This is a genomic window from Nocardia ignorata NBRC 108230 (assembly GCF_001612905.1).
Classification (GTDB): Bacteria; Actinomycetota; Actinomycetes; order Mycobacteriales; family Mycobacteriaceae; genus Nocardia; species Nocardia ignorata.
This window is the reverse complement of the sequence record NZ_BDBI01000020.1, coordinates 81,771-101,258: the sequence shown is the minus strand read 5'-3', so window position 1 is coordinate 101,258 and position 19,488 is coordinate 81,771. Positions and strand designations below refer to the sequence as shown.

General features: G+C 68.9%; 20 protein-coding genes. 11 read left to right on the top strand and 9 right to left on the bottom strand.

Going from position 1 to position 19,488, the window contains the following annotated elements:
* Positions 1-79: 79 nt before the first annotated feature.
* Positions 80-1,579, bottom strand: a complete 1,500-nt coding sequence (dop, locus tag NI2_RS17390) for a depupylase/deamidase Dop (RefSeq protein ID WP_067492089.1) — start codon at positions 1,577-1,579, stop codon at positions 80-82.
* 170 nt (positions 1,580-1,749) lie between these two features.
* Here dop and NI2_RS17385 point away from each other — a divergent pair, with 170 nt between their 5' ends.
* Positions 1,750-2,931 carry a DUF418 domain-containing protein gene (locus NI2_RS17385; RefSeq protein WP_067492192.1) on the top strand — a complete coding sequence of 394 codons (1,182 nt, stop codon included), beginning with the start codon at positions 1,750-1,752 and terminating at the stop codon, positions 2,929-2,931.
* Between the two features lie 3 nt (positions 2,932-2,934).
* Here the strand turns inward: NI2_RS17385 and NI2_RS17380 are convergent, their stop codons facing one another.
* On the bottom strand, positions 2,935-3,666 hold the full coding sequence (locus NI2_RS17380) for a TetR/AcrR family transcriptional regulator (RefSeq protein WP_243749664.1): 732 nt from the start codon (positions 3,664-3,666) through the stop codon (positions 2,935-2,937).
* A 159-nt stretch (positions 3,667-3,825) separates the two neighbouring features.
* On the opposite strand from NI2_RS17380, the gene NI2_RS17375 reads away from it, so the two are divergent.
* From NI2_RS17375 to NI2_RS17365, 3 genes are all read left to right on the top strand, one after another.
* Positions 3,826-4,125, top strand: a complete 300-nt coding sequence (locus NI2_RS17375) for a DUF6412 domain-containing protein (RefSeq protein ID WP_243749665.1) — start codon at positions 3,826-3,828, stop codon at positions 4,123-4,125.
* 81 nt (positions 4,126-4,206) lie between these two features.
* A complete protein-coding gene (yidC, locus tag NI2_RS17370; RefSeq protein WP_067492087.1) occupies positions 4,207-5,040 on the top strand; it encodes a membrane protein insertase YidC in 834 nt (277 codons plus the stop codon).
* A 9-nt stretch (positions 5,041-5,049) separates the two neighbouring features.
* Positions 5,050-5,601 (top strand): NUDIX hydrolase, encoded by a 552-nt coding sequence (locus NI2_RS17365; RefSeq protein ID WP_067492086.1) that lies wholly within the window; start codon positions 5,050-5,052, stop codon positions 5,599-5,601.
* A 3-nt stretch (positions 5,602-5,604) separates the two neighbouring features.
* Here NI2_RS17365 and NI2_RS17360 read toward each other — a convergent pair whose 3' ends face one another.
* Together NI2_RS17360 and NI2_RS17355 are read right to left on the bottom strand one after the other, a co-directional pair.
* Positions 5,605-5,916 (bottom strand): hypothetical protein, encoded by a 312-nt coding sequence (locus tag NI2_RS17360; protein WP_067492085.1) that lies wholly within the window; start codon positions 5,914-5,916, stop codon positions 5,605-5,607.
* A gap of 172 nt (positions 5,917-6,088) precedes the next feature.
* Positions 6,089-6,457: an arsenate reductase family protein gene (locus NI2_RS17355; RefSeq protein WP_067492084.1), complete on the bottom strand. Its 369-nt coding sequence runs from the start codon at positions 6,455-6,457 to the stop codon at positions 6,089-6,091.
* Between the two features lie 216 nt (positions 6,458-6,673).
* Here NI2_RS17355 and NI2_RS17350 point away from each other — a divergent pair, with 216 nt between their 5' ends.
* From NI2_RS17350 to NI2_RS17340, 3 genes are all read left to right on the top strand, one after another.
* A complete protein-coding gene (locus NI2_RS17350) occupies positions 6,674-7,792 on the top strand; it encodes a 50S ribosomal protein L11 methyltransferase (RefSeq protein WP_067492083.1) in 1,119 nt (372 codons plus the stop codon).
* A 27-nt stretch (positions 7,793-7,819) separates the two neighbouring features.
* Positions 7,820-8,317, top strand: coding sequence for a nitroreductase/quinone reductase family protein (locus NI2_RS17345; protein WP_067492082.1), 498 nt, complete (start codon positions 7,820-7,822; stop codon positions 8,315-8,317).
* Positions 8,318-8,411: 94 nt separating this feature from the next.
* Positions 8,412-9,110, top strand: coding sequence for a peptidylprolyl isomerase (locus NI2_RS17340; protein WP_067492081.1), 699 nt, complete (start codon positions 8,412-8,414; stop codon positions 9,108-9,110).
* Between the two features lie 311 nt (positions 9,111-9,421).
* Here the strand turns inward: NI2_RS17340 and arc are convergent, their stop codons facing one another.
* Positions 9,422-11,182 (bottom strand): proteasome ATPase, encoded by a 1,761-nt coding sequence (gene arc / locus NI2_RS17335; protein ID WP_067492080.1) that lies wholly within the window; start codon positions 11,180-11,182, stop codon positions 9,422-9,424.
* Between the two features lie 201 nt (positions 11,183-11,383).
* Here arc and NI2_RS17330 point away from each other — a divergent pair, with 201 nt between their 5' ends.
* Positions 11,384-11,905, top strand: a complete 522-nt coding sequence (locus NI2_RS17330) for a WKL family lipoprotein (RefSeq protein ID WP_067492079.1) — start codon at positions 11,384-11,386, stop codon at positions 11,903-11,905.
* Between the two features lie 65 nt (positions 11,906-11,970).
* Here NI2_RS17330 and NI2_RS17325 read toward each other — a convergent pair whose 3' ends face one another.
* A complete protein-coding gene (locus NI2_RS17325; protein WP_067492078.1) occupies positions 11,971-12,480 on the bottom strand; it encodes a DUF4442 domain-containing protein in 510 nt (169 codons plus the stop codon).
* 145 nt (positions 12,481-12,625) lie between these two features.
* Here NI2_RS17325 and NI2_RS17320 point away from each other — a divergent pair, with 145 nt between their 5' ends.
* On the top strand, positions 12,626-13,906 hold the full coding sequence (locus tag NI2_RS17320; protein ID WP_067492077.1) for an acyltransferase family protein: 1,281 nt from the start codon (positions 12,626-12,628) through the stop codon (positions 13,904-13,906).
* Positions 13,907-13,971: 65 nt separating this feature from the next.
* Here NI2_RS17320 and NI2_RS17315 read toward each other — a convergent pair whose 3' ends face one another.
* Complete coding sequence (locus NI2_RS17315; RefSeq protein WP_067492076.1) at positions 13,972-14,805, bottom strand: tRNA (adenine-N1)-methyltransferase; 834 nt, start codon at positions 14,803-14,805, stop codon at positions 13,972-13,974.
* A 70-nt stretch (positions 14,806-14,875) separates the two neighbouring features.
* On the bottom strand, positions 14,876-16,012 hold the full coding sequence (locus NI2_RS17310) for a DUF7373 family lipoprotein (RefSeq protein WP_067492075.1): 1,137 nt from the start codon (positions 16,010-16,012) through the stop codon (positions 14,876-14,878).
* Positions 16,013-16,086: 74 nt separating this feature from the next.
* On the opposite strand from NI2_RS17310, the gene NI2_RS17305 reads away from it, so the two are divergent.
* Positions 16,087-16,998, top strand: a complete 912-nt coding sequence (locus NI2_RS17305) for a RecB family exonuclease (RefSeq protein ID WP_084476496.1) — start codon at positions 16,087-16,089, stop codon at positions 16,996-16,998.
* A 265-nt stretch (positions 16,999-17,263) separates the two neighbouring features.
* On the opposite strand, the gene NI2_RS17300 is transcribed toward NI2_RS17305, so the two are convergent.
* On the bottom strand, positions 17,264-18,484 hold the full coding sequence (locus NI2_RS17300; protein WP_067492074.1) for a cytochrome P450: 1,221 nt from the start codon (positions 18,482-18,484) through the stop codon (positions 17,264-17,266).
* A gap of 94 nt (positions 18,485-18,578) precedes the next feature.
* Between NI2_RS17300 and NI2_RS17295 the strand changes: the two genes are divergently transcribed.
* Positions 18,579-19,427: a helix-turn-helix domain-containing protein gene (locus NI2_RS17295; RefSeq protein ID WP_166655706.1), complete on the top strand. Its 849-nt coding sequence runs from the start codon at positions 18,579-18,581 to the stop codon at positions 19,425-19,427.
* The last annotated feature ends 61 nt before the right edge of the window (positions 19,428-19,488 follow it).

Sequence of the window (19,488 nt, the reverse complement as noted above, 5' to 3'; positions counted from 1 at the left end):
TTCTTCAACCCTACCGAGCAGATCCGACAACATGGTCGATTAGCGATCGTATTGTCGCCCGGTCGTGCTGCTGCTCGCCTCAGTGGGTGAGCTGTTCGACGAGATCGGCCGCCGATTCCGCGGCCTCGAGCAGCTTGCCTACGTGGGCTTTCGTACCGCGCCGCGGCTCCAGCGTCGGGATGCGGACCAGCGAATCGCCACCGAGATCGAAGATCACCGAATCCCAACTGGCGGCGGCGATATCGGCACCGAAGCGGCGCAGGCACTCGCCGCGGAAGTAGGCGCGGGTGTCGGTCGGCGGGTTGGTCATGGCGTCGAGCACATCCTGCTCGCTGACCAGGCGCTTCATCGACCCGCGCGCCACCAGGCGGTTGTAGAGGCCCTTGTCCAGGCGCACATCGGAGTACTGCAGGTCCATCAGGTGCAGTTTCGGGGCGGCCCAGCCCAGGCCCTCACGGCTGCGCATGCCTTCGAGCAGGCGCAGTTTGGCCGGCCAGTCGAGTAGATTGGCGCATTCCATCGGGTCGCGCTCGAGCAGGTCGAGCACCATGGCCCAGTTCTCGACGATGTCGCGCACGCGCGGGTCGTCGTTGCCTTCGCGGTCGATGAACTTGGCGACCCGCTCGTGGTAGAGACGTTGCAGCGCAAGGCCGGTCAGCTCGCGGCCGTCGGCGAGGGCCACGGTGGCGCGCAGGGTGGGATCGTGGCTGATCTGGTGCACGGCGGTGACGGGTCGGGCCAGCTGGAACTCCGAGAGGTCCTCGCCCGCCTCGATCAAATCGAGCACCAGCGCGGTGGTGCCGACCTTGAGATAAGTCGACATCTCGGCGAGGTTGGCATCACCGATGATGACGTGCAGGCGCCGGTACTTGTCCGCGTCGGCGTGCGGTTCGTCGCGGGTGTTGATGATGCCGCGCTTGAGGGTGGTCTCGAGACCGACCTCGACCTCGATGTAGTCGGCGCGCTGGGACAGCTGGAAGCCCGCGTGGTCACCGGACTGGCCGATGCCGACCCGGCCGGACCCGCAGATCACCTGGCGGGAGACGAAGAACGGGGTGAGACCGGCGATGATGTGGCTGAACGGCGTATCACGGTTCATCAGGTAGTTCTCGTGGGTGCCGTAAGAGGCGCCCTTGCCGTCGACGTTGTTCTTGTACAGCTGCAGGCGCGGTGCGCCCGGCACGCTCGAGGCGTGGCGCGCGGCGGCCTCCATGACCCGTTCGCCCGCTTTGTCCCAGATGACGGCGTCGAGCGGGTCGACGACCTCGGGCGCGGAGTACTCCGGGTGGGCGTGGTCGACGTAGAGCCGGGCCCCGTTGGTGAGGATCATGTTGGCCGCGCCGACCTCGTCGGCGTCGATGACCGGGGCGGGCCCGCTCATCCGGCTGAGGTCGAAACCGCGTGCGTCACGCAGCGGGGATTCCACCTCGTAGTCCCAGCGGGTGCGCTTGGCGCGCGGCACCCCTTCGGCGGCCGCGTAGGCGAGAACGGCCTGGGTGGAGGTGAGGATCGGGTTGGCCGTCGGCTCCGTGGGGGTCGAGATGCCGTACTCGACCTCGATTCCGATGATGCGCTGCATGCTGTCGAGCCTAGGCGACGTGCCACCCCCGCACCGTCATCTCGGCCCCACGGGGTCGCCTCAGGCCTCCGGCACGGCTCATCGATGGGGGTCGAGGTCCCCCGGACGGGGGACCTCCGGTGGTCCTCGCGGGCGATCCGATCCGAGCCGTCGCTCGCGATACTCGGATCATGAGTGAGATCGTTACGCGGACCGAGACCGCGGTGCAGGCGGCGCCACGGCGGTTGCCCGCGCTGGATGTGTTGCGTGGCATCGCGATTCTGGGCACGCTCGGCACCAATGTGTGGATCTTCACCGATCCCGAGGGCCTCGTCGGATATCTCGACGGGCTCGGTGCGGCCGCCGAGGGTGGGTGGATGTGGACCGAGCGGGTGCTACAGCAGTTCGCGCAGGGGAAATTCCTCGGTCTGCTCACGGTGATGTTCGGGATCGGGCTGGCGATCCAGCAGGATTCCGCCCGGCGGGCGGGCCGGAGCTGGCCGGGGAAGTATCCGATCCGGGCGGCGTTGCTGTTCCTGGACGGTTTGCTGAACTTCCTGCTCGTCGCGGAATTCGACGTGCTGATGGGGTACGCGGTCACCGGTCTCGTCGTGGCCTACCTACTGGCGACAAGTGAACGCGCGCAACGCCGTTGGGTGATCGTGGCGAGCGCCGTGCACGTGAGCATGCTCACGCTGCTCGCGGCCGCACTCGCCGTCGAACCGGACGACACGCGCGCCACCCCCTCGACGCTCGACCCGAACCCTTACGCGGACGGCTCGTTCTGGGAGCTTGTCGCCTTCCGGATCGACAACGCCCTCACCTTCCGCATCGAGACGATCTTCGTCTTCCCGATGTCGATCGCGCTGTTCCTGCTCGGCGCCCACCTGTACCGGGCGGGCGTGTTCCGGGCCGAGGGCGCGCGAATTCGCCGGTGGCTCATGGTGATCGGTTTCGGCGTCGCCGCGCCGGTGGACTTCGCGGTCGGCGTGTTCGGCGGTGGTGACCTGGTCCTGTTCACCCGGTACGGCACCGCGCCGTTCGTGGCGCTCGGCATCCTCGCCGCCGTCGCCGCCTACTACCTGCGCGATCCGCGCGTGGGGTTCACCGGGGCACGCCTGAGCGAGGTCGGCCGCACCGCGCTGAGCTGCTACATCCTGCAGAATCTGATCGCCGGAATCCTGTGCTACGGATGGGGCTTCGGGCTGGCGGCCCGGGTGTCCGACGGTGCGCGCGTGCCGTTCACGATCGGGATCTACCTGCTGGTGGTCGCACTCATCGCCTGCTTCGCCCACCTGTGGTTGCGGCGGTTCGAGCGCGGGCCGGTGGAGTGGCTGTGGCAGCGCACCTACACCGCGCTGGCCCGCGGCTGACGCTCAGCGCAGCCGGTCCTCGGGCGGCGGGGCCGCCTCGGGGGTGACGAGCAGGTCCGCGACGAGCGAGTCCCGTTGCAGCGGAACACCGAGGCTGCGCGCGTTGCCCTCCAGCAGCGACAGCACCGATTCGGTGAGGATGCCCTGGATCTGCTCGGCGCCGAGCACCGGTTCCGGTTCGGCCCGCCAGCCGGCGATCACCGCGTCGACCAGGCCGACCACGGCCAGCGCCATCGGCCGGGCGCGTGCCGGATCGATGCCGAACCGGGCCAGGGTCGCGGAGAACATGTCGGCCAGCTGACCGCCCATCTCCCGGCCCGCGGGCGACAGCGTGGGGGCGCCCTCCACTTGTGGTGCGGCGTCGCTGAGGAAGCGGTGCAGGTTCGGGTGGCGTTCGATCCAGCCGAGGTAGGTGCGGATCACCGCGCGCACCACCTCTTTGAGGGTGCCGTCGGGGCGCAGGGTCGGCAGCAGTTCGGCGAGCAGCAGATCGAGGATGCGCCTGCGGGCCAGGGCGTCGAGTTCGGAGCGCCCGCCGACGTGGCGGTAGACCACCGGTCTCGGCAGTCCGAGATGTTCGGCGATCAGCTGCACCGAGATCTCGTTGCCGTGTTCCTCGATGACCTCGATGGCGGCATCGATCATCTCCGTGCGGCGCCGGGCCTTGTGGCCCTGCCAACGGGTGGCGCGCCCGTCGCCTGCGGTCTGCTCGGCCTGCGCGGATGATGCGATCACAGTGCCAACGATACGCGGCACAAAACTGACCGTGACATCGCGTTCCAGCAACCGGTGACCACGGTCCGGTTCCGCACCAGCGTAGCGCGATCACGTGCCGCTCGGAGCACGGGCCTCGATCCATCGGCACAGTGCGGGCGCGCCGGTATGCTCGGCGGCGTGCAGGCACGGGCGATGATTCTGGCGTACGCGGTTCTCGCGTGCGTGCTGCCCGCCTTCGTGCTCATGACGACCCCCGGCGGCGAGACCGCGCGCATGCTCGCCTTCGGCGCGCTGGCGGCCGCCATGGTGTGCGCGCTGGTCGCCGTCACCAGCGGCAGGCACGTGCCCGTCCGAGTCGCGTGTGCCGGTCCGCCCCGTTCGGCGCAGCGCAGGCTGCGTGGCGCGTTCCTGCCGCAGAGCAATCCGGACGGCGCCGGTCGCCCACGTCCTCGAGCACCGGGAGTCGATCACCGCTGACGGGCCGCGCGCCTGTCGGATTCCGTGATCCCACTCCCCTGCCGTGCCGTCGCGCACGCCCTTCGGACAGGTCGTTCCGCCATGCTCGATTTCGTGTACTTCCCCGTGTCCGCACTCCTGTGGTGCTGGCATCAGCTCTCGGCCCTCGCCTTCGGCCCGGCCACCGGCATCACCTGGCTGATCGCCGTCTTTGCACTCGTTGTCACCGTGCGCGCGCTGCTGGTCAGGACAGCGCTGCGCCAAGCCCGCTCGCAAGCGGTTCTGCGCACACTGCAACCACGCATCGACAGCATCCGCCGCACCCACAAGGACGATCCGCTCGCCCAGACGACCGAGATCCGCCGGCTGCACCGCGAGCACGGCGTGCGCCTGTTCGCGGGTTTCGGGCCGATGATCGCGCAGGCCTTCGTCTTCCTCGGCCTGTTCCATGTGCTGCGCTCGTTCGACCGCACCGGGGCGTTCGCCGTCGGCCCGTTCACCGCGACGAGCACACCGTTGTCGCCGGAGGTCAACGCGGCCACCGCGAACTACTTCTTCGGTGCCGACGAGGTCCGGGCCTTTCTCGATGCCCGCCTGTTCGGTGCGCCGTTGTCGGCGACGCTGTTCGGGGCCGGCGCGTCGGCGGCTGTGTTCGTGGTGGCGCTGGTGGTGATCGCCGCGCTCGCCACACACTGCACCGCTCGCCTCACGCCCCTGTCAGCCGACAACCCGACGGCCTCGGTGATGCGGACGTTGTCGCTGTGTGTGTTCCCGGTGGGTGCGCTGGTGAGCGGGGCGATCCTGCCGATCGTGGTCCTGGTGTACTTCGCGACGAACGCCGTGTGGACCCTCTGCCAGCAATATCTCCTCCGCCGGGCCTTCATGCCCGAGGCCGCGGCACCCGACGCGGCACCGCGACATCGAAAGGCCGGTTAGTCTCGGGCCGTGTCGCCGCATCCGGAGTCCGAACTGCTCGCCGTGTACGACGCCGAGTGCAGGGTGACCGGCACGGCCGAGCGGGGTGTCGTCTATCGCGACGGGCTATGGCACGCCAGCGCGGGCGTCCTCGTCCGGTCGATCGACGGCACGCGGATCTATGTGCATCGGCGCACCGACAGCAAACTCGTCTTCGGGGGCATGCACGACTGTCTGGCGGGCGGCGTGGTCGACGCGGGTGAGGACCCGGCCGACACGGCGGTCCGCGAATTGCGCGAGGAACTCGGCATCACCGTCACGCCGGGCACGCGCCTACCGCTACGCGCCACGGCGTCCTGGGACGGCGTGTGGGCGGGCAGGCACCTGCGTTGTCATCTGTTCGGTTTCGAGTACCGCCACGACGGTCCGATCCGCCACCAGCCGTCCGAGATCGCGGACGGCTGGTGGTGGACCGAGGCCGAACTGCGGGCCGCGCTGAGCGACCCGACGTGGCCCTTCGTCCCCGATACGCGGGCCGTCCTCGATGACCTGCTCACCGGGGACGAAGGCCCCCGGGACTGAGGGTCAGGGGTGGACGACGACCGACCAGGTCTGCATGCTGAAGGGCAGGTCACAGGCGGTCTGCGAGTGGAATCCATGGAACGCGGGCTGGCCGTAGCGTTCGTAGCTGCTGAACCAGTTCCACCACGCCCAGCACGTGACGCGCACCTGGTGCCAGACCGGGTCCCCGCACTGCGAGAAGGCGCCGGTGGCCGCCACGGGATTCGCCGAACAGCGCCCCGGTGGGGTGGCTTGCGCCGGCGCGGCGAGCATGGTCGACGCGCCGATGAGCCCGGCGGCGGTGGTCGCGACAGCGATCTTGCGAAGCGATTTCATGTCAACCTCCACGCGCGTGGTCGGGCTGCTCGGTGATCCGCAGGCTTGGCCACGCTCGGTCCGAATAGATGTGCAGCGGACACGGTGTCGCGCTGATGTGAGCTACATCATCGGATCCGGTCGACACGTTACGCCCGTGCCCGAATAGTTATCGCCGGGCAATCGCGGGTGTTCAGTCGAGCGCGCGCAGGGATTCCTCGTCGCGAGCGACGACGGCGCCGCCGTCGGCGGTGAGCACGATCGGGCGCTGGATGAGTTTCGGGTGCTCGGCCAGCGCACTGAGCCACCGGTCCCGGTCGGCGGCGGTGCGGCCCCAGCTCGCCATGTCGAGGTCCTTGGCGATCTGCTCGCCGGTGCGGGTGATGTCCCACGGCTCCTTGCCGAGGCGGGCGAGCACGGCGCGCAACTCCTCGACGGTCGGCGGGTCGTCGAGGTAGCGCCGCACGGTGTACTCCACGCCGTTCGCGTCGAGGTGCGCGGTGACGTTCCGGCTCTTGGTGCACCGCGGGTTGTGCCAGATCTCGGTCTGTCCAGATGTCATGACCGCAGCCTAATCCCGGCCGGTGGGCGGCCCACCTGGCCTGTACGGCAGAATGTAACCTTCCTCCCCTCGAAAGGCAGCAGTGGTGACGCTCGGCATGGTCCTCGGCGACGCCGACCCGCGCATTTCGACGCGGTAGCGACCGCGGTTTCCCCTGTCGTCTCCCGTCGAAGTGCTCGTCGCGTCTCACAGCACATCGATCACCGGGAGATCCCCGTGTCCACCATCGCCTGGACCGAAGACAACAACCGCTTCCACGCCGACTGGCATTCGGAGAACGGCACGCCCGCCCCGAAAACCGTCACCGTCGCCGACGACACCCTCTCGGCCGATCACGCCTTCCGCCGCATCCGCGCGGGTGAGTCGTTGCTGTGGCGCGGCGACTACCACAACGGACGTCAGCTGCTGCAGGCGCTCGGTCGCCGGGCCGACCGCAGGCCCGCCAAGCAGGCGCCGACCGATCTCGGTGCCCTCTACCAGCGCGAGCGAGCTCGCAAGCGCACGCGCGCAGGCGTTCTCGGCAAGGTGCTCATCTGCCTCGACGCGGCCAACGAACTGGATCTGCGCCGCGCGCCCGACGTTCGGGCCGCGTGCACCGCTGCCTACGGTCGCGCCGACGGCGCCCGAATCGTCACCTTCGCCGAGCTGCTCGGCGTCCTGGGCGCGCAGCGCTGGCACGAACAGGGCATCCAGGTGCCCGCACTCGGTGCCCGCATCCACCCCGGCTACGGGGTTTTCGCGCCGACCCGCGGCGAATACGTCGACCTGGTCGCCGACGCTCCCCTCGACCCCGAAGTCCGCACCGCCTTCGATCTCGGCACCGGCACCGGCGTGCTCGCGGTCCTGCTGGCCCAGCGCGGTGTCTCCGAGATCGTCGCCACCGACATCAATCCCCGCGCGCTGCGGTGCGCGGCCGACAATGCCCAGCGCCTCGGCTGGTCGGATCGGATCGCCGTCACCGGCCCCGCCCTGTATCCACCCGGGCGCGCCGACCTGGTGGTGTGCAACCCGCCCTGGCTACCCGGCGATCCCACCTCCGACCTGGAACGTGGTGTCTACGACCGGGATCAGTCGATGCTGCGGGAATTCGCGCACGGCCTGCGCGCCCATCTCACCCCACACGGCGAGGGCTGGCTGGTGCTGTCGGACCTCGCCGAATTGCTCGGCCTGCGCCCGCCCGAGGAGATCGCCCGCCTGCTCGACGACGCGGGCCTGCACGTGATGGGCAAGCTCACCACCCGCCCACGCCACCCCCGTGCGAGCGATCGAGACGACCCGCTGGCCGCCGCCCGCACCGCCGAGACGACCACGCTGTGGCGCCTGCGGGCGCGCTGATCGGCGCATGCGGCGATACTGGGAGCCATGAGCGTCCCCTCCGAAAACCCTTACGGAACACCGACAACCACCGGTCCCGAGCCACTTCGTCCGTATCAGAACCGGGTCAACGCCTTCGTGCGCGGACTGCTGAAGGTGCCGGTGCTGTCGCGCATCGTCGGTAAGCGTCTGGCGACCCTACACGTCACCGGACGCAAATCCGGCAAGGTCTACGACATTCCCGTGGCCTACACGGTCCACGAGGGCACCCTGCTCATCGGTACCGCGCTGCGCCCCTGGGTGAGGAACCTGCGCGGCGGCGCCGAGGTGCGGCTCACTCGCGGCGGGGCGCCCGAGACCTTCACCGCGACCGCGCATTCCGACGAAGCCGCCGTACTCGACCTGTACACCGTGATCGCCAGGGACAACAAGCAGAACGCCAAGTTCAACGGGATCGGCTACACCGCCGACGGCGAGCCGTCCAAAGCCGACATCTATCAGACGTGGCAACAGGGTGGTGTGGTCGTCCAGCTGACTCCGCGCTGATTCCTACACCAAAGCCTGGCCCCCGGCGGGCGCGACTGGCAGGATGCGCGGTACATCGTCCGGCAGCACCCCATTTCGAGGAGACACCGCCCAGGTGAGCAGTCATTCGCAGGATCGATCCATCGGCACTCTCCGGCGCGCGATGCTCGGCGTCGGCGTCGGCGTCGGCGTTGCCGCGGCCGCACTCGTCGCCCTCGCGCCCGCCGCGCAGACCGCGCCGCAGCAGCAGGTACTCCCCGGTTGCAGCCCGGCCGCACCGGGCCAGCCCAACGGCAAGCAGTGGCCTGCCGAGCCCGCGCTCACCATCGACCCGGCCGCCGCCTACACGGCGACTCTCGAAACCACCTGCGGCACGGTCGAACTGGAACTCGACGCCGCCGCGGCGCCGCGCACGGTGAACTCGTTCGCCTTCCTCGCCGGCGAGGGCTACTTCGACCACACCCGGTGTCACCGGCTCACCACCGAGGGCATCTTCGTCCTGCAGTGCGGCGACCCGACGGCCACCGGCCTCGGCGGACCCGGTTACAAGTTCGGCGACGAGAACCTCGCGGGCGCGGTGTACCCGGCAGGCACCGTCGCCATGGCCAACGCGGGACCGGGCACCAACGGCAGTCAGTTCTTCCTGGTCTACCGCGACAGCACGCTGCCGCCCAACTACACCCCGTTCGGACGGGTGGTCTCCGGCATGGACGCGCTGACCACGATCGCGAACGGCGGCGTGGCGGGCGGCGGCTCGGACGGCACCCCGCTGGCCGAGGTCGTCCTCGACCAGGTGAGCACCGCCGCGAACTGAGCCACAACGCACGAGGGCCGCGTCTCCGACAACGGAGACGCGGCCCTTCGGCGCAACCGGGCTGGATCAGCCCGCGCTGATCGAGCTGAACAGATTGGCGATCGTCTGCAGGATCACTTCGGTCAGGAAATCGGCGGCCGAACCGGTCATGGCAACACTCCCTCGTTTACTGGTCTCCCTCACTGGGAGAGACAAGTGAAGCGTGCCCTATTCACTTATCCGCGCGCAGCGTTTCGGTGAAAAAAATCCGAACAAAAAGCCGAGGAGGCCGTGCTCCCGCAGCGTGAACACGGCCTGACCTCAGCCGATGGTCACAGGTACTGACCGGTATTCGACTCGGTGTCGATCGCCCGGCTGGCCGAGGCGTTCTTGCCCGTGACGAGCGTGCGGATGTAGACGATCCGCTCGCCCTTCTTGCCCGAGATCCGCGCCCAGTCGTCGGGGTTGGTGGTGTTGGGCAGGTCCTCGTTCTCGGCGAACTCGTCGACGATCGAGTCGAACAGGTGCTGGATACGCAGACCGGGGTTGCCGGTGTCGAGCACCGACTTGATCGCGTACTTCTTGGCCCGATCGACGATGTTCTGGATCATCGCGCCGGAGTTGAAGTCCTTGAAGTACAGGACCTCCTTGTCACCGTTGGCGTAGGTGACCTCCAGGAACCGGTTGTCGTCGCTCTCGGCGTACATCCGGTCGACGACCTTCTCGATCATCGCCTCGACGCAGGCCTGCTTGTCGCCGTCGAACTCGCGCAGATCGTCCTCGTGCAGCGGCAGCGTCTCGGTGAGGTACTTGGAGAAGATGTCCTGCGCCGATTCCGCGTCGGGTCGCTCGATCTTGATCTTCACGTCCAGGCGGCCGGGCCGCAGGATCGCGGGGTCGATCATGTCCTCGCGGTTGGACGCACCGATCACGATGACGTTCTCGAGCCCCTCCACACCGTCGATCTCCGAAAGCAGCTGCGGCACAACGGTAGTCTCCACATCGGAGGACACACCCGAACCACGGGTCCGGAAGATCGAGTCCATCTCGTCGAAGAACACGATCACCGGGGTGCCCTCGGAGGCCTTCTCGCGCGCCCGCTGGAAGATGATGCGGATATGGCGCTCGGTCTCACCGACGAACTTGTTGAGCAGCTCGGGGCCCTTGATGTTGAGGAAGAAGGACTTGGCCTCCTTGGCGTCCTCACCTCGGGCTTCGGCGATCTTCTTGGCCAGCGAGTTGGCGACGGCCTTGGCGATCAGCGTCTTACCGCAGCCGGGCGGACCGTAGAGCAGCACGCCCTTGGGCGGGCGCAGCGCGTACTCGCGGAACAGGTCCTTGTGCAGGAACGGCAGTTCCACCGCGTCGCGGATCTGCTCGATCTGCCGACCGAGACCACCGATGTCGGTGTAGTCGACGTCGGGAACCTCTTCCAGCACAAGGTCTTCCACCTCGGCCTTGGGCACCCGCTCGAAGGCGAAGCCCGCCTTGGTGTCCACGAGCAGCGAATCACCCGGGCGCAGTTTGCGAATGGGCGAATCGGGGTCGTCGATGTCGTCGTACTCGGCGATCTTCGACAGCGGGCCCGACAGCCAGACCACGCGCTCCTCGTCGGCGTGACCCACCACGAGGGCGCGGCGGCCGTCGTCGAGAATCTCACGCAGGGTGCCGATTTCGCCGATCGCGTCGAACTTGCCCGCCTCGACGACGGTGAGTGCCTCGTTCAGGCGCACCGTCTGGCCGTACTCGAGGGTCTCGGCCTCGATATTGGGCGAGCAGGTGAGGCGCATCTTGCGACCGGAAGTGAACACGTCGACCGTTTGATCGTCGTAGGTGTGGATGACGATGCCGTAGCCGCTGGGCGGCTGACCGAGGCGATCGACTTCCTCACGCAGGGCGATCAACTGCTGGCGCGCTTCCTTGAGCGTGTCCATCAGTTTGCCGTTGCGGATGGTCAACGAATCGATTCGTGCTTCCAATTCGCGTGCGCGATCCGGCGAGTCGGCGAGTTGCCTGCGGAGAGCAGCCGCCTCGGCGCGTACCGCCTCGAGCTCTCGCCAGGCCGCCGAATCCGAATTCTCGTTGGGGCTCATGATGCTGCTCCTCCCAGTCCCGGTCTATCAACGCTACCGGGCGCGGTCCGTTCTCGCTTTCCGACATGGTTTCGTCGTGATCACATCTTGTACGGTCGGTACGACATCAAACCACCGAATACCTCCTGTTAGGCTCCCCTAAGCCCGTACGGGGCACAGGGCGGGCTACTTGCCCATCGAGCCGAAAGGTTGTTGCCGAACATGCTCCTTCCTACCCGCACGATCCGTGTCACCGTCGCTGCCGCCGCCGCGGCCCTCGCCGTCGGCCTCACCGCTTGCGGTTCCGACGACTCCTCGACGAACGCCACCAGCAGCAGTACCAGCATCTCGGCCGCTCCGTCCAGCGTTTCGGCAACTCCGGCACCCACCGGAGACAACGCGGGAGCACCGTCCGCCGATTCCCTGAAGGCCACGCTCGTCCAGTTCGCCGACCCGGGATTGTCCAGCGACGAGAAGGCGAAACTGATCGTCAACGGTGAGGCGCGCAAGGCCAACATCGACCAGATGAACGGCATGCTGGCCGGCTACACCCTGACCTTCGCGGTCGACAACGTCGCGACCAGCGGCGACAAGGCCACCGCCGACGTCACCATCACCTCGCCGCACGGCACCGCGCCCGCGTTCCCGGTGACCTGGGAGCGCGTCGACGGCACCTGGAAGCTCTCCGACGCCAGCGGCTGCCTGCTCCTCGGCTTCGCGCAGGCGCCCTGCACGCCCGCCTGACGTTCCGCTCCGGCCCGGGGCCCCCGATGTACCACCCCGGGCCGATAGGCCACGTAGCGGCCCGCTCAGTCCCGTAAGCGGCGCACGTAGAGCGTCTGCCCGGCGCGCGCGACGAGCGTCCCGTCCCGATCGAAGATCTGCGCGGTGTGCTGGGTGAGCGACTTCGCCCCGTCGGCGGTGGTCTTCCTGATCGCCGCCACCTCCTCGGTCGACAGAGTGATGTCGGTGGCGACCGTCCCGCGGCCCGGTGTGAGGAACTCGATCGACCCGGTGGTGTTCCAGATCCGGTACCCGCGCCCGAGCTGGCCGTAGGCGAGGATCGCGAAGAACGGGTCGGTCATCGAGTACAGCGTGCCGCCGAAGGCCGCCCGGTTGGGGCTGTTGCGGTTCCACCACCGGACCGTGTAGGTGATGTGCGCCGAAGTCCAGTCGGGGGCAATGCTTTTCACGCGCACGCCGCCGAACAGGTACGGCGGGAACACGTTGAACGCGGCGCGGTAGAACCGGGTCGAGGTGCCCGGGTACAGGGTTCCCGCCGACGGGTCACGCACCGGCTTTTCGGACCGATCGGTCATACGTTCTCCCCCTCGTGTGCCGCCGGGCGGCGATCCGCCTCCGGCGCGCGGAAATCGGTTCGGCGGATCGTATCCGAGTAATTCCACGCACGGGGTGGGTAGTTCCGCGCTGTGGTCGCGGCCTGGTTTCTGCGATGGTTGCGGCATGAGTGTTGTGCCGAGTGTGGCTGTGGTGGCGGCGAATACGCCTGCCGATCGCGATCGGTTCCTCGATCTGCTGCGGATCTCGTCGCTGGTGGTCGTGGTGGTCGGTCACTGCCTGATGCTGACGGTGTCGGCGTCGGGCGGCGACGTCCGCTTCGGCAATGTGCTCGCCGATCTGCCTGCCCTCCAGCCGCTGACCTGGCTGCTGCAGGTGCTCCCACTGTTCTTCTTCGCGGGCGTCGCGGCGGGCGCGCGAAGTATTGCCCCCGGAACTTCCTGGGGTGCTTGGCTTTTCCGGCGCACGCAGCGGCTGATCCGGCCGGTCGGCTACTTCCTGGCCGCCTCGGCGGCGCTGGTATTCGTGGCCGGGCTGGTACTGGCGCCGGGTTGGCAGCGGCCACTGGCGATCACCAGCGTGCAACTGCTGTGGTTCCTCGGCATGTATCTGGCGGTGCTGGCCTGTACACCGCTGCTGGCCACCTGGGTGACCGGCACCGGCAGGATGTTCGCGACGATCGCGACGATCGTGCTGGCCACCGCGATCGTCGACGCGGTGCGGCTCGGCGGTGGACCTGCCGAAGCCGGCTTCCTGAATCTCGTCGTGTGGCTGATCCCGGCGGTGCTGGGCATCGGCTATCTGCGCGGCCTGCTGTCCCGTCGGGTCGCCGCGTTGCTGGCCGGTGTGGTCCTGCTCGTCGACGTGGCGCTGGTTGTCGCCGGGCCGTACGACACCAGCATGGTGACGGTTCCCGGGCAGCGGTTGTCGAACCTGGCGCCACCGTCGCTGCTGCTCGCGGGACACGCGATGGTGCTGTGCTGCGCGGCGATCGCCGTGGCACCGTGGCTGCGGCGGGTGGCGGCGCGACCGCGCGTGTGGTGGCTGACGGTGATCGGCAATACCGGGGCGATGACGCTGTACCTGTGGCACATGCCCGTCCTGCTCACCGTGCTGGTGCTCAGCCACCTGCTGGGATTCGACCGCGGCGGCCCATCGGAGGCCGGGTTCTGGCTGCTCACCGTAGGTCAGCTCACCGCGACAGCCGCCCTCACCGCAGTGCTGTTCGTCGCGCTGCGTGGGCTCGAGAACACACCGCTTCGCTGGTGGGACGGTCCGGTCGCGCCGGTGCGCGGCCTGCGCTCCGCCGCGGTCGTGCTCACCGTCGGCGCGGCCGGCCTCGCCATCCTGCAGGCGACTCGCGGAGGCCTCACCCCGGAGGGTCTGCCCTGGTTCGCGGGCGCCGCCACAGCACTGTTCGGTGCGCGACTGCTCACCAGGGCATGAACGGCCCACGGCTCCGGGGCGGCAACGGCGGTGTGCACCCGATCCGGGGCAGACCCTAATCGAACTCAGCCCTTCGACGGACGGCGCTGCGGTTTAGGGGTCACCGTGCCTTCGGCGAGGCGACGCGCGCTCACCAGGAACGCGGTGTGCCCCTGCATCCGGTGTTCGGGACGCACCGCGAGCCCCACCACATGCCACCCGCGAACCATCGACTCCCAGGAGCGCGGCTCGGTCCAGCACTCCTGCTCACGCATCGCCTCGACGACCTTGGACAGCTGGGTGACCGTGGCGACATAGACGATGAGCACGCCACCGGGCACCAGCGCCTTCGACACCGCGGGCAGCGCGTCCCAGGGCGCGAGCATGTCGAGCACCACCCGGTCGACCTGCTCGCCGTCGTAGTTCGCCACGTCGGCGACGGTCAGCGACCAGTTCGGCGGCCGCTCACCGAAGAAAGTCTCCACATTGCGCACGGCGTGCTCGGCGTGGTCGTCGCGGATCTCATAGGAGATCACCCGCCCCTCGGAGCCGACCGCCCGCAGCAGCGAGCAGGTCAGCGCACCGGAACCGGCGCCTGCCTCGAGCACCCGCGCACCGGGGAACACGTCGCCCTCGTGCACGATCTGGGCGGCGTCCTTGGGGTAGATGACGGTGGCGCCGCGCGGCATCGACAGCACGTAGTCGGTGAGCAGCGGGCGCAGGGCGAGGTACGGGGTGCCGTTGATCGACTTCACCACGGAGCCCTCGTCGGCGCCGATGAGGTCGTCGTGCTTGATGCCGCCGCGGTGGGTGTGGAACTCCTTGCCCTCCTCGAGCACCACCGTGTAGAGGCGCCCCTTGACATCGGTCAGCTGCACCCGGTCCCCGATCGCGAATGGACCGGTCCGTCTGGCCGTCATGTATCTCCCGTTCTTCGAATGGAAGTCTCAAGCCTGCCAGGCGGGGCGATTCGCGCGATCGACGGGTCAGCTATTTCGCGGCAGTGAGCACACGGTGCTGTTCGGCGGTGAGGGAGTGCGCTTCGGCTTCGGTGTCGGCCGGGACCTGCGCGACGTAGCGACCGACCGACACCAGGCATGCCCAGCTGCTCTCGTCGGTCTCGGCCCAGCAGACCGATCCGGGGACGGCCGTCGGGGCCGCCGTCGACTTCCATTCCCGATCGGAACCGAACTCGGCGGTGTCGGCTGCGAGCAGGGCAGCCGCGCCTGCGGCGTCGGCGGCGCGGTACACGATGCTGCCTTCGACGCCGAACGCGCTCACCCCGGCCCTGTCGAACAGTGCGCGGGCCGCCTGCTGATCGTCGGCGTAATGCGCCGCGGCGCGCCTGCCGAAGGCTCCCCGGCTCGCACCGCCCTTGCCGACGGCGAGCGCGTGGATCCCGGTCGGGTCGAAGGGCACTTTCGCCAGCTCGGCGACCGGAGTGGCCGCGTACGAATCCAGTTCGGGGCGTTGACGTTCGAGCGCGGCGCGGATGATCTTTCCGATCTCGGGGAGCGCGCCGTTGCTCATCCGGGTGAACACCACGTATTCCCGGTGCGGGGTGAAGGCCATGCCGTCCAGCCTGCCGCGGTTCGTCATCGTGACGACCCGGCTGTCCGGTGCTTCCGGCAGGTCGGTAACCACCCAGTCACCGGATTCGAGCAGACCGCTCTGTGTGGTCGCGGCGGTGGCCAGAGCGCCGGCCGCCCTGGTCGCGGACGCCTTGTCGGGGAAACGCATGATGCCGTGGGTGAGCCACTGGGTGTCGGCGCTCGTCTCGCCGCCGTTGGAGCGCTGGACGGCGAAGCCCGTGATCAGGCCCTCGGCCGCGGCGGCGGTGCTCACCGCGTTGTTGTGGCCCGCCATGATCGTGAACATCGGCCCGGTGAGGACGCCGAGCGGTCCCCGGCGCACGAAGGTCGGGTCGATATCGGAGCCGAGGGTCAGCACGTCGGCCATCCGGAAGCCCTCGGCGAGTTCGCCGGTCCGCAAATCCTGCTCGGGGCTGGTCGCGGTGGTCGTCGGTGCGCTGGCCGATGTGCTCGTGGCCACCGGCGGCAATTGTTCCTCGCACGCGCTCAGCATGATCATCGCGGCCACGGCCGCCCCCACCCGGATCGTTCGCATTCGGCGATCTTGACAGACACCGCCCCGATGGACGAATCGTGAACCTGTCGGTATGTGCCGTTACCGTGGCGAACATGTCAGTGCCCCTGTCCGCGTCGATCGCCGACGAGACCTCCGCCGAACCGGTCACCCGGTCACGTCCGGCGTTGTCTCCTTCGCGCGCAGCCGATTTCAAGCAGTGCCCGTTGAAGTACCGCTTACGGGCGATCGATCGGGTGCCGGAACCACCCACGCGCGCGGCCGTACGCGGCACGGTGGTGCACGCGGTGCTCGAGGACCTGTTCGGGTTACCCGCGGCCGAGCGTGGGCCCGGCCGGGCGGCCGAGCTGGTTCCCGGCGCATGGGAGCGGGTGCGGGCGGATCGGGAGGGGCTCGACGAGCTGGTGGCGGCGGGCGGTCCGGAGGCGCTGTTCGAGGAGGTGCGCCGCCTGGTCGCCGGGTACTACGAGCTCGAGGACCCCACCCGTTTCGATCCGGACGGTCTGGAGGAGCGAGTCGAGGTCGACCTCGACGGTGAGATCCCGTTGCGTGGCTTCGTCGACCGCATAGACGTGGCGCCCAACGGTCTGCTGCGCGTGGTCGACTACAAGACCGGCCGCGCGCCCGGCCCTCAGCACGAGGCCCGCGCCCTGTTCCAGCTCAAGTTCTACGCCCTGGTCATCCTGCGCACCCGCGGTATCCTCCCCGCACAGCTGCGCCTGATCTACCTGGCCGACAAGGTGCTGCTCACCTACACCCCCGACCGCGAAGAACTCGACCGCTTCGCCCGCATCCTCACCGCCCTGTGGCAAGCCATCCTCGACGCGGGCCGCACGGGCGACTTCCCACCCCAACGCAATTCGATGTGCCGCTACTGCGACTTCCACGCCCTGTGCCCCGAATTCGGCGGCACTCCACCCCCCTACCCCGGCTGGCCCACCCGAGACGCCGCCACCACCGACATCGACCTCGGCCTTCCCCTGGTCCGCACCCCCGAAGACGTCTGAGCCTGCCCGACGCGCCAACGGAGATCCTCGAGCCCGCTTTCATCTCAGGCCCGACGGCACAGTTGGTTGGCTCAGATTACGGTTCGGCTGGATTCAACGCAGGCGGCGTTCCTCTTCTTCTTCCAGTCTGCGGCGTTCTTCCTCGCGCTCGACCTGTTCCTTTTCGATCTTCTCTTCGTGTTCGTTCTTGTTCGACATTGTTCGCCCCGATCCGTTGTCGTCCGGACAAAGCACCAGTTCAGCCTACGCGCCAAGATGTTGCCGGTCAGGAAGCCGCTCGGTTCCAGCGGACGCGCAGGGCACCGGGGCCGCGGAGCGCGGTGCCCACCTGGCTGGTCACGGTGGCGTCCTCGGCCGCCGCCGCATCGGCCAGCCGCAGATCGGGGAGGCGGGTGAGTAGAGCGGTGAGGGCGGTGCGGAGTTCGGCCAGCGCCAGCCAGCTGCCGAGGCAACTGTGTGGGCCCTGCCCGAAGGAGAGCATGGTGGTGGCGCGGCGGGTGATGTCGAATTCGTGTGGCGCGGGGTATTTCGCCGGGTCGCGGTGAGCGGCATTGACGGCGAACAACATCGGGGTCAGCGCGGGAATGTCGAGTCCCTGCCAGTGGGTGTCCCTCGGACAGGCGCGCGGCAGCAGCCCGACCGGTGGTTCCCAGCGCAACCCCTCCCAGATCGCCCACTCGGCCTGTTCCTCCGGGTCGGCCGTCACCAGGGCGAGCTGGTCCGGGTGAGTCAGCAAGGCGGACAACGTATTTCCTAGGGCCAGCATGGTGGTGTCGGCGCCCGCCGGGAACAGCAGCCGCAGGAAGGCGAGTATCTGATCGTCGGACAGGGTGGTTCCCTCGACGCTTTCGGTGACCAGCTTCGAGATCAGGTCCGCACCGGGCTCCTCGCGCCGTGCGGCGATGATCGGCAGCACATGGTCGGCGAACTCGCGCGAAGCCCGGTGCGCGGCAGCGGGATCCAGTGGGAAATAGAACAGGTCGTGTGCCCAGCGCAACACCGTCGCCTCGTCACCGACGGGCAGACCGAGCAACCTGCTGATCACGAGAACCGGGTAGCGCGTGGTGAATTCGGCCACCAGGTCGGCGGCACCGAGAGGAGCGAAGCGATCGATCACCTCGTGGGCGACCGGCGCGAGGAGCGGTTCGATCCAGCCGCTCACCAGGCTGCGCCGGAACGGTGGGGCGACGATGGCCCGGTTCACCCGGTGTTCGTCGCCGGTCATGCACTGCAAGGTGCGGCCGAGCACCGGCTCGGTGGTGAGCGAGTACACCGCCTGGGCCGGGAAGGTCTCCTCGTCCTTGAACGCCGCCGACACCAGGTCATGGGTGAGCAGCAGCACCGCACGCGTCCCCGCGAAGGGGACGATCGCGTACGGCCGGCGGGCGCGCAGGTCGGCCAGCACACGGTGCAGGTCGGGCGTGTCCTGGAAGGCGAAGTCGATGTCGGTGATGTCGAGGTGGTCCAGGAGCGACGAGTTCGGCATAACATTCCTCCGGACACGAATATTCGTGTCATCGAATCGGATTTTCGGCACGCGGACGGTAGACGACCGCGTCGGGAAGAACAAGAGGGAATGCGTGAGCGCGTCACCACCGACCGATCGGGTCGTCTCCGTCGTCGAACTGCTCGCCGCCGAGGCGCCGCTCACCGCCGCGAGCGTCGCCGACCGGCTCGCGCTGAGCCGCTCGACGGTCGCCGCCATCCTCACCACACTGGAGTCGCGTGGCTGGGCGCGGCGTTCTCGCGACCTGACCTACCGGCTCGGGCCCACGTTCCCCACCGCACACCGGGCGTCCGCACCCGCGGGCACGGACGCCGCGTTGCGCGAGCTGGCCCGCCGGGTGGGGTGCGGTGCCGCGCTCTCGGTGGTCTCGTCGAACTCGATGACTTTCGTCGGCCTGGCAGCCCATCACGGCCGGGTGCCCGCCGGGATCGAGGTCGGTGCCCGCGTGCCGCTGCGCGCTCCCGCGGGCGCGAGTGTCATCGCGTTCTGCCCGCCGCAACGGCAGCACGCGTGGCTGGCCACCGCCGACCCCGGCCGACGCGACGAACTGACCACCGCGCTGGCCGAGATCCGCTCCGCCGGCCTGGTGGTCTGGGGCATCGACCCCGCCGACCTCGCCACCCTCGATGTCCTCGCCGAAGTAGCGGGCCACCTGGCACATTCACCGGCTTCCGGACCACTACGCCGTCGTGTCCTCGGCCTGCTCGGCGACCTCAGCGGCTACCCCCACACCGCCGCCGACCTCGCCGCCGCGGCACCGTTACCCATCGCCTACCTCGCGGCACCGGTGTTCGACCGCGACGAGGTTCCGCGCTGGGAGCTGCAGATCGGGCCCCTGCATCCAGCCGTCTCCCCTGGCGACCGCGAGTTGTACCGCACAGAACTCCTCGTCTGCGCCCAAAAGCTCGGCGCCGCGACCTGACCGCTCAGAGCACCTGGGCGCCCCTACTCAGCCGCCGACGGGCTCGGCGCTGCCGGTGGGT

What these genes read in the sequence shown, in the direction of transcription:
- dop (WP_067492089.1), bottom strand. Translation starts at nt 1,579, where the DNA reads ATGCAGCGCATCATCGGAATCGAGGTCGAGTACGGCATCTCGACCCCC.
- NI2_RS17385 (WP_067492192.1), top strand. Translation starts at nt 1,750, where the DNA reads ATGAGTGAGATCGTTACGCGGACCGAGACCGCGGTGCAGGCGGCGCCA.
- yidC (WP_067492087.1), top strand. Translation starts at nt 4,207, where the DNA reads ATGCTCGATTTCGTGTACTTCCCCGTGTCCGCACTCCTGTGGTGCTGG.
- NI2_RS17360 (WP_067492085.1), bottom strand. Translation starts at nt 5,916, where the DNA reads ATGAAATCGCTTCGCAAGATCGCTGTCGCGACCACCGCCGCCGGGCTC.
- NI2_RS17355 (WP_067492084.1), bottom strand. Translation starts at nt 6,457, where the DNA reads ATGACATCTGGACAGACCGAGATCTGGCACAACCCGCGGTGCACCAAG.
- NI2_RS17345 (WP_067492082.1), top strand. Translation starts at nt 7,820, where the DNA reads ATGAGCGTCCCCTCCGAAAACCCTTACGGAACACCGACAACCACCGGT.
- arc (WP_067492080.1), bottom strand. Translation starts at nt 11,182, where the DNA reads ATGAGCCCCAACGAGAATTCGGATTCGGCGGCCTGGCGAGAGCTCGAG.
- NI2_RS17330 (WP_067492079.1), top strand. Translation starts at nt 11,384, where the DNA reads ATGCTCCTTCCTACCCGCACGATCCGTGTCACCGTCGCTGCCGCCGCC.
- NI2_RS17325 (WP_067492078.1), bottom strand. Translation starts at nt 12,480, where the DNA reads ATGACCGATCGGTCCGAAAAGCCGGTGCGTGACCCGTCGGCGGGAACC.
- NI2_RS17320 (WP_067492077.1), top strand. Translation starts at nt 12,626, where the DNA reads ATGAGTGTTGTGCCGAGTGTGGCTGTGGTGGCGGCGAATACGCCTGCC.
- NI2_RS17315 (WP_067492076.1), bottom strand. Translation starts at nt 14,805, where the DNA reads ATGACGGCCAGACGGACCGGTCCATTCGCGATCGGGGACCGGGTGCAG.
- NI2_RS17310 (WP_067492075.1), bottom strand. Translation starts at nt 16,012, where the DNA reads ATGCGAACGATCCGGGTGGGGGCGGCCGTGGCCGCGATGATCATGCTG.
- NI2_RS17305 (WP_084476496.1), top strand. Translation starts at nt 16,087, where the DNA reads ATGTCAGTGCCCCTGTCCGCGTCGATCGCCGACGAGACCTCCGCCGAA.
- NI2_RS17300 (WP_067492074.1), bottom strand. Translation starts at nt 18,484, where the DNA reads ATGCCGAACTCGTCGCTCCTGGACCACCTCGACATCACCGACATCGAC.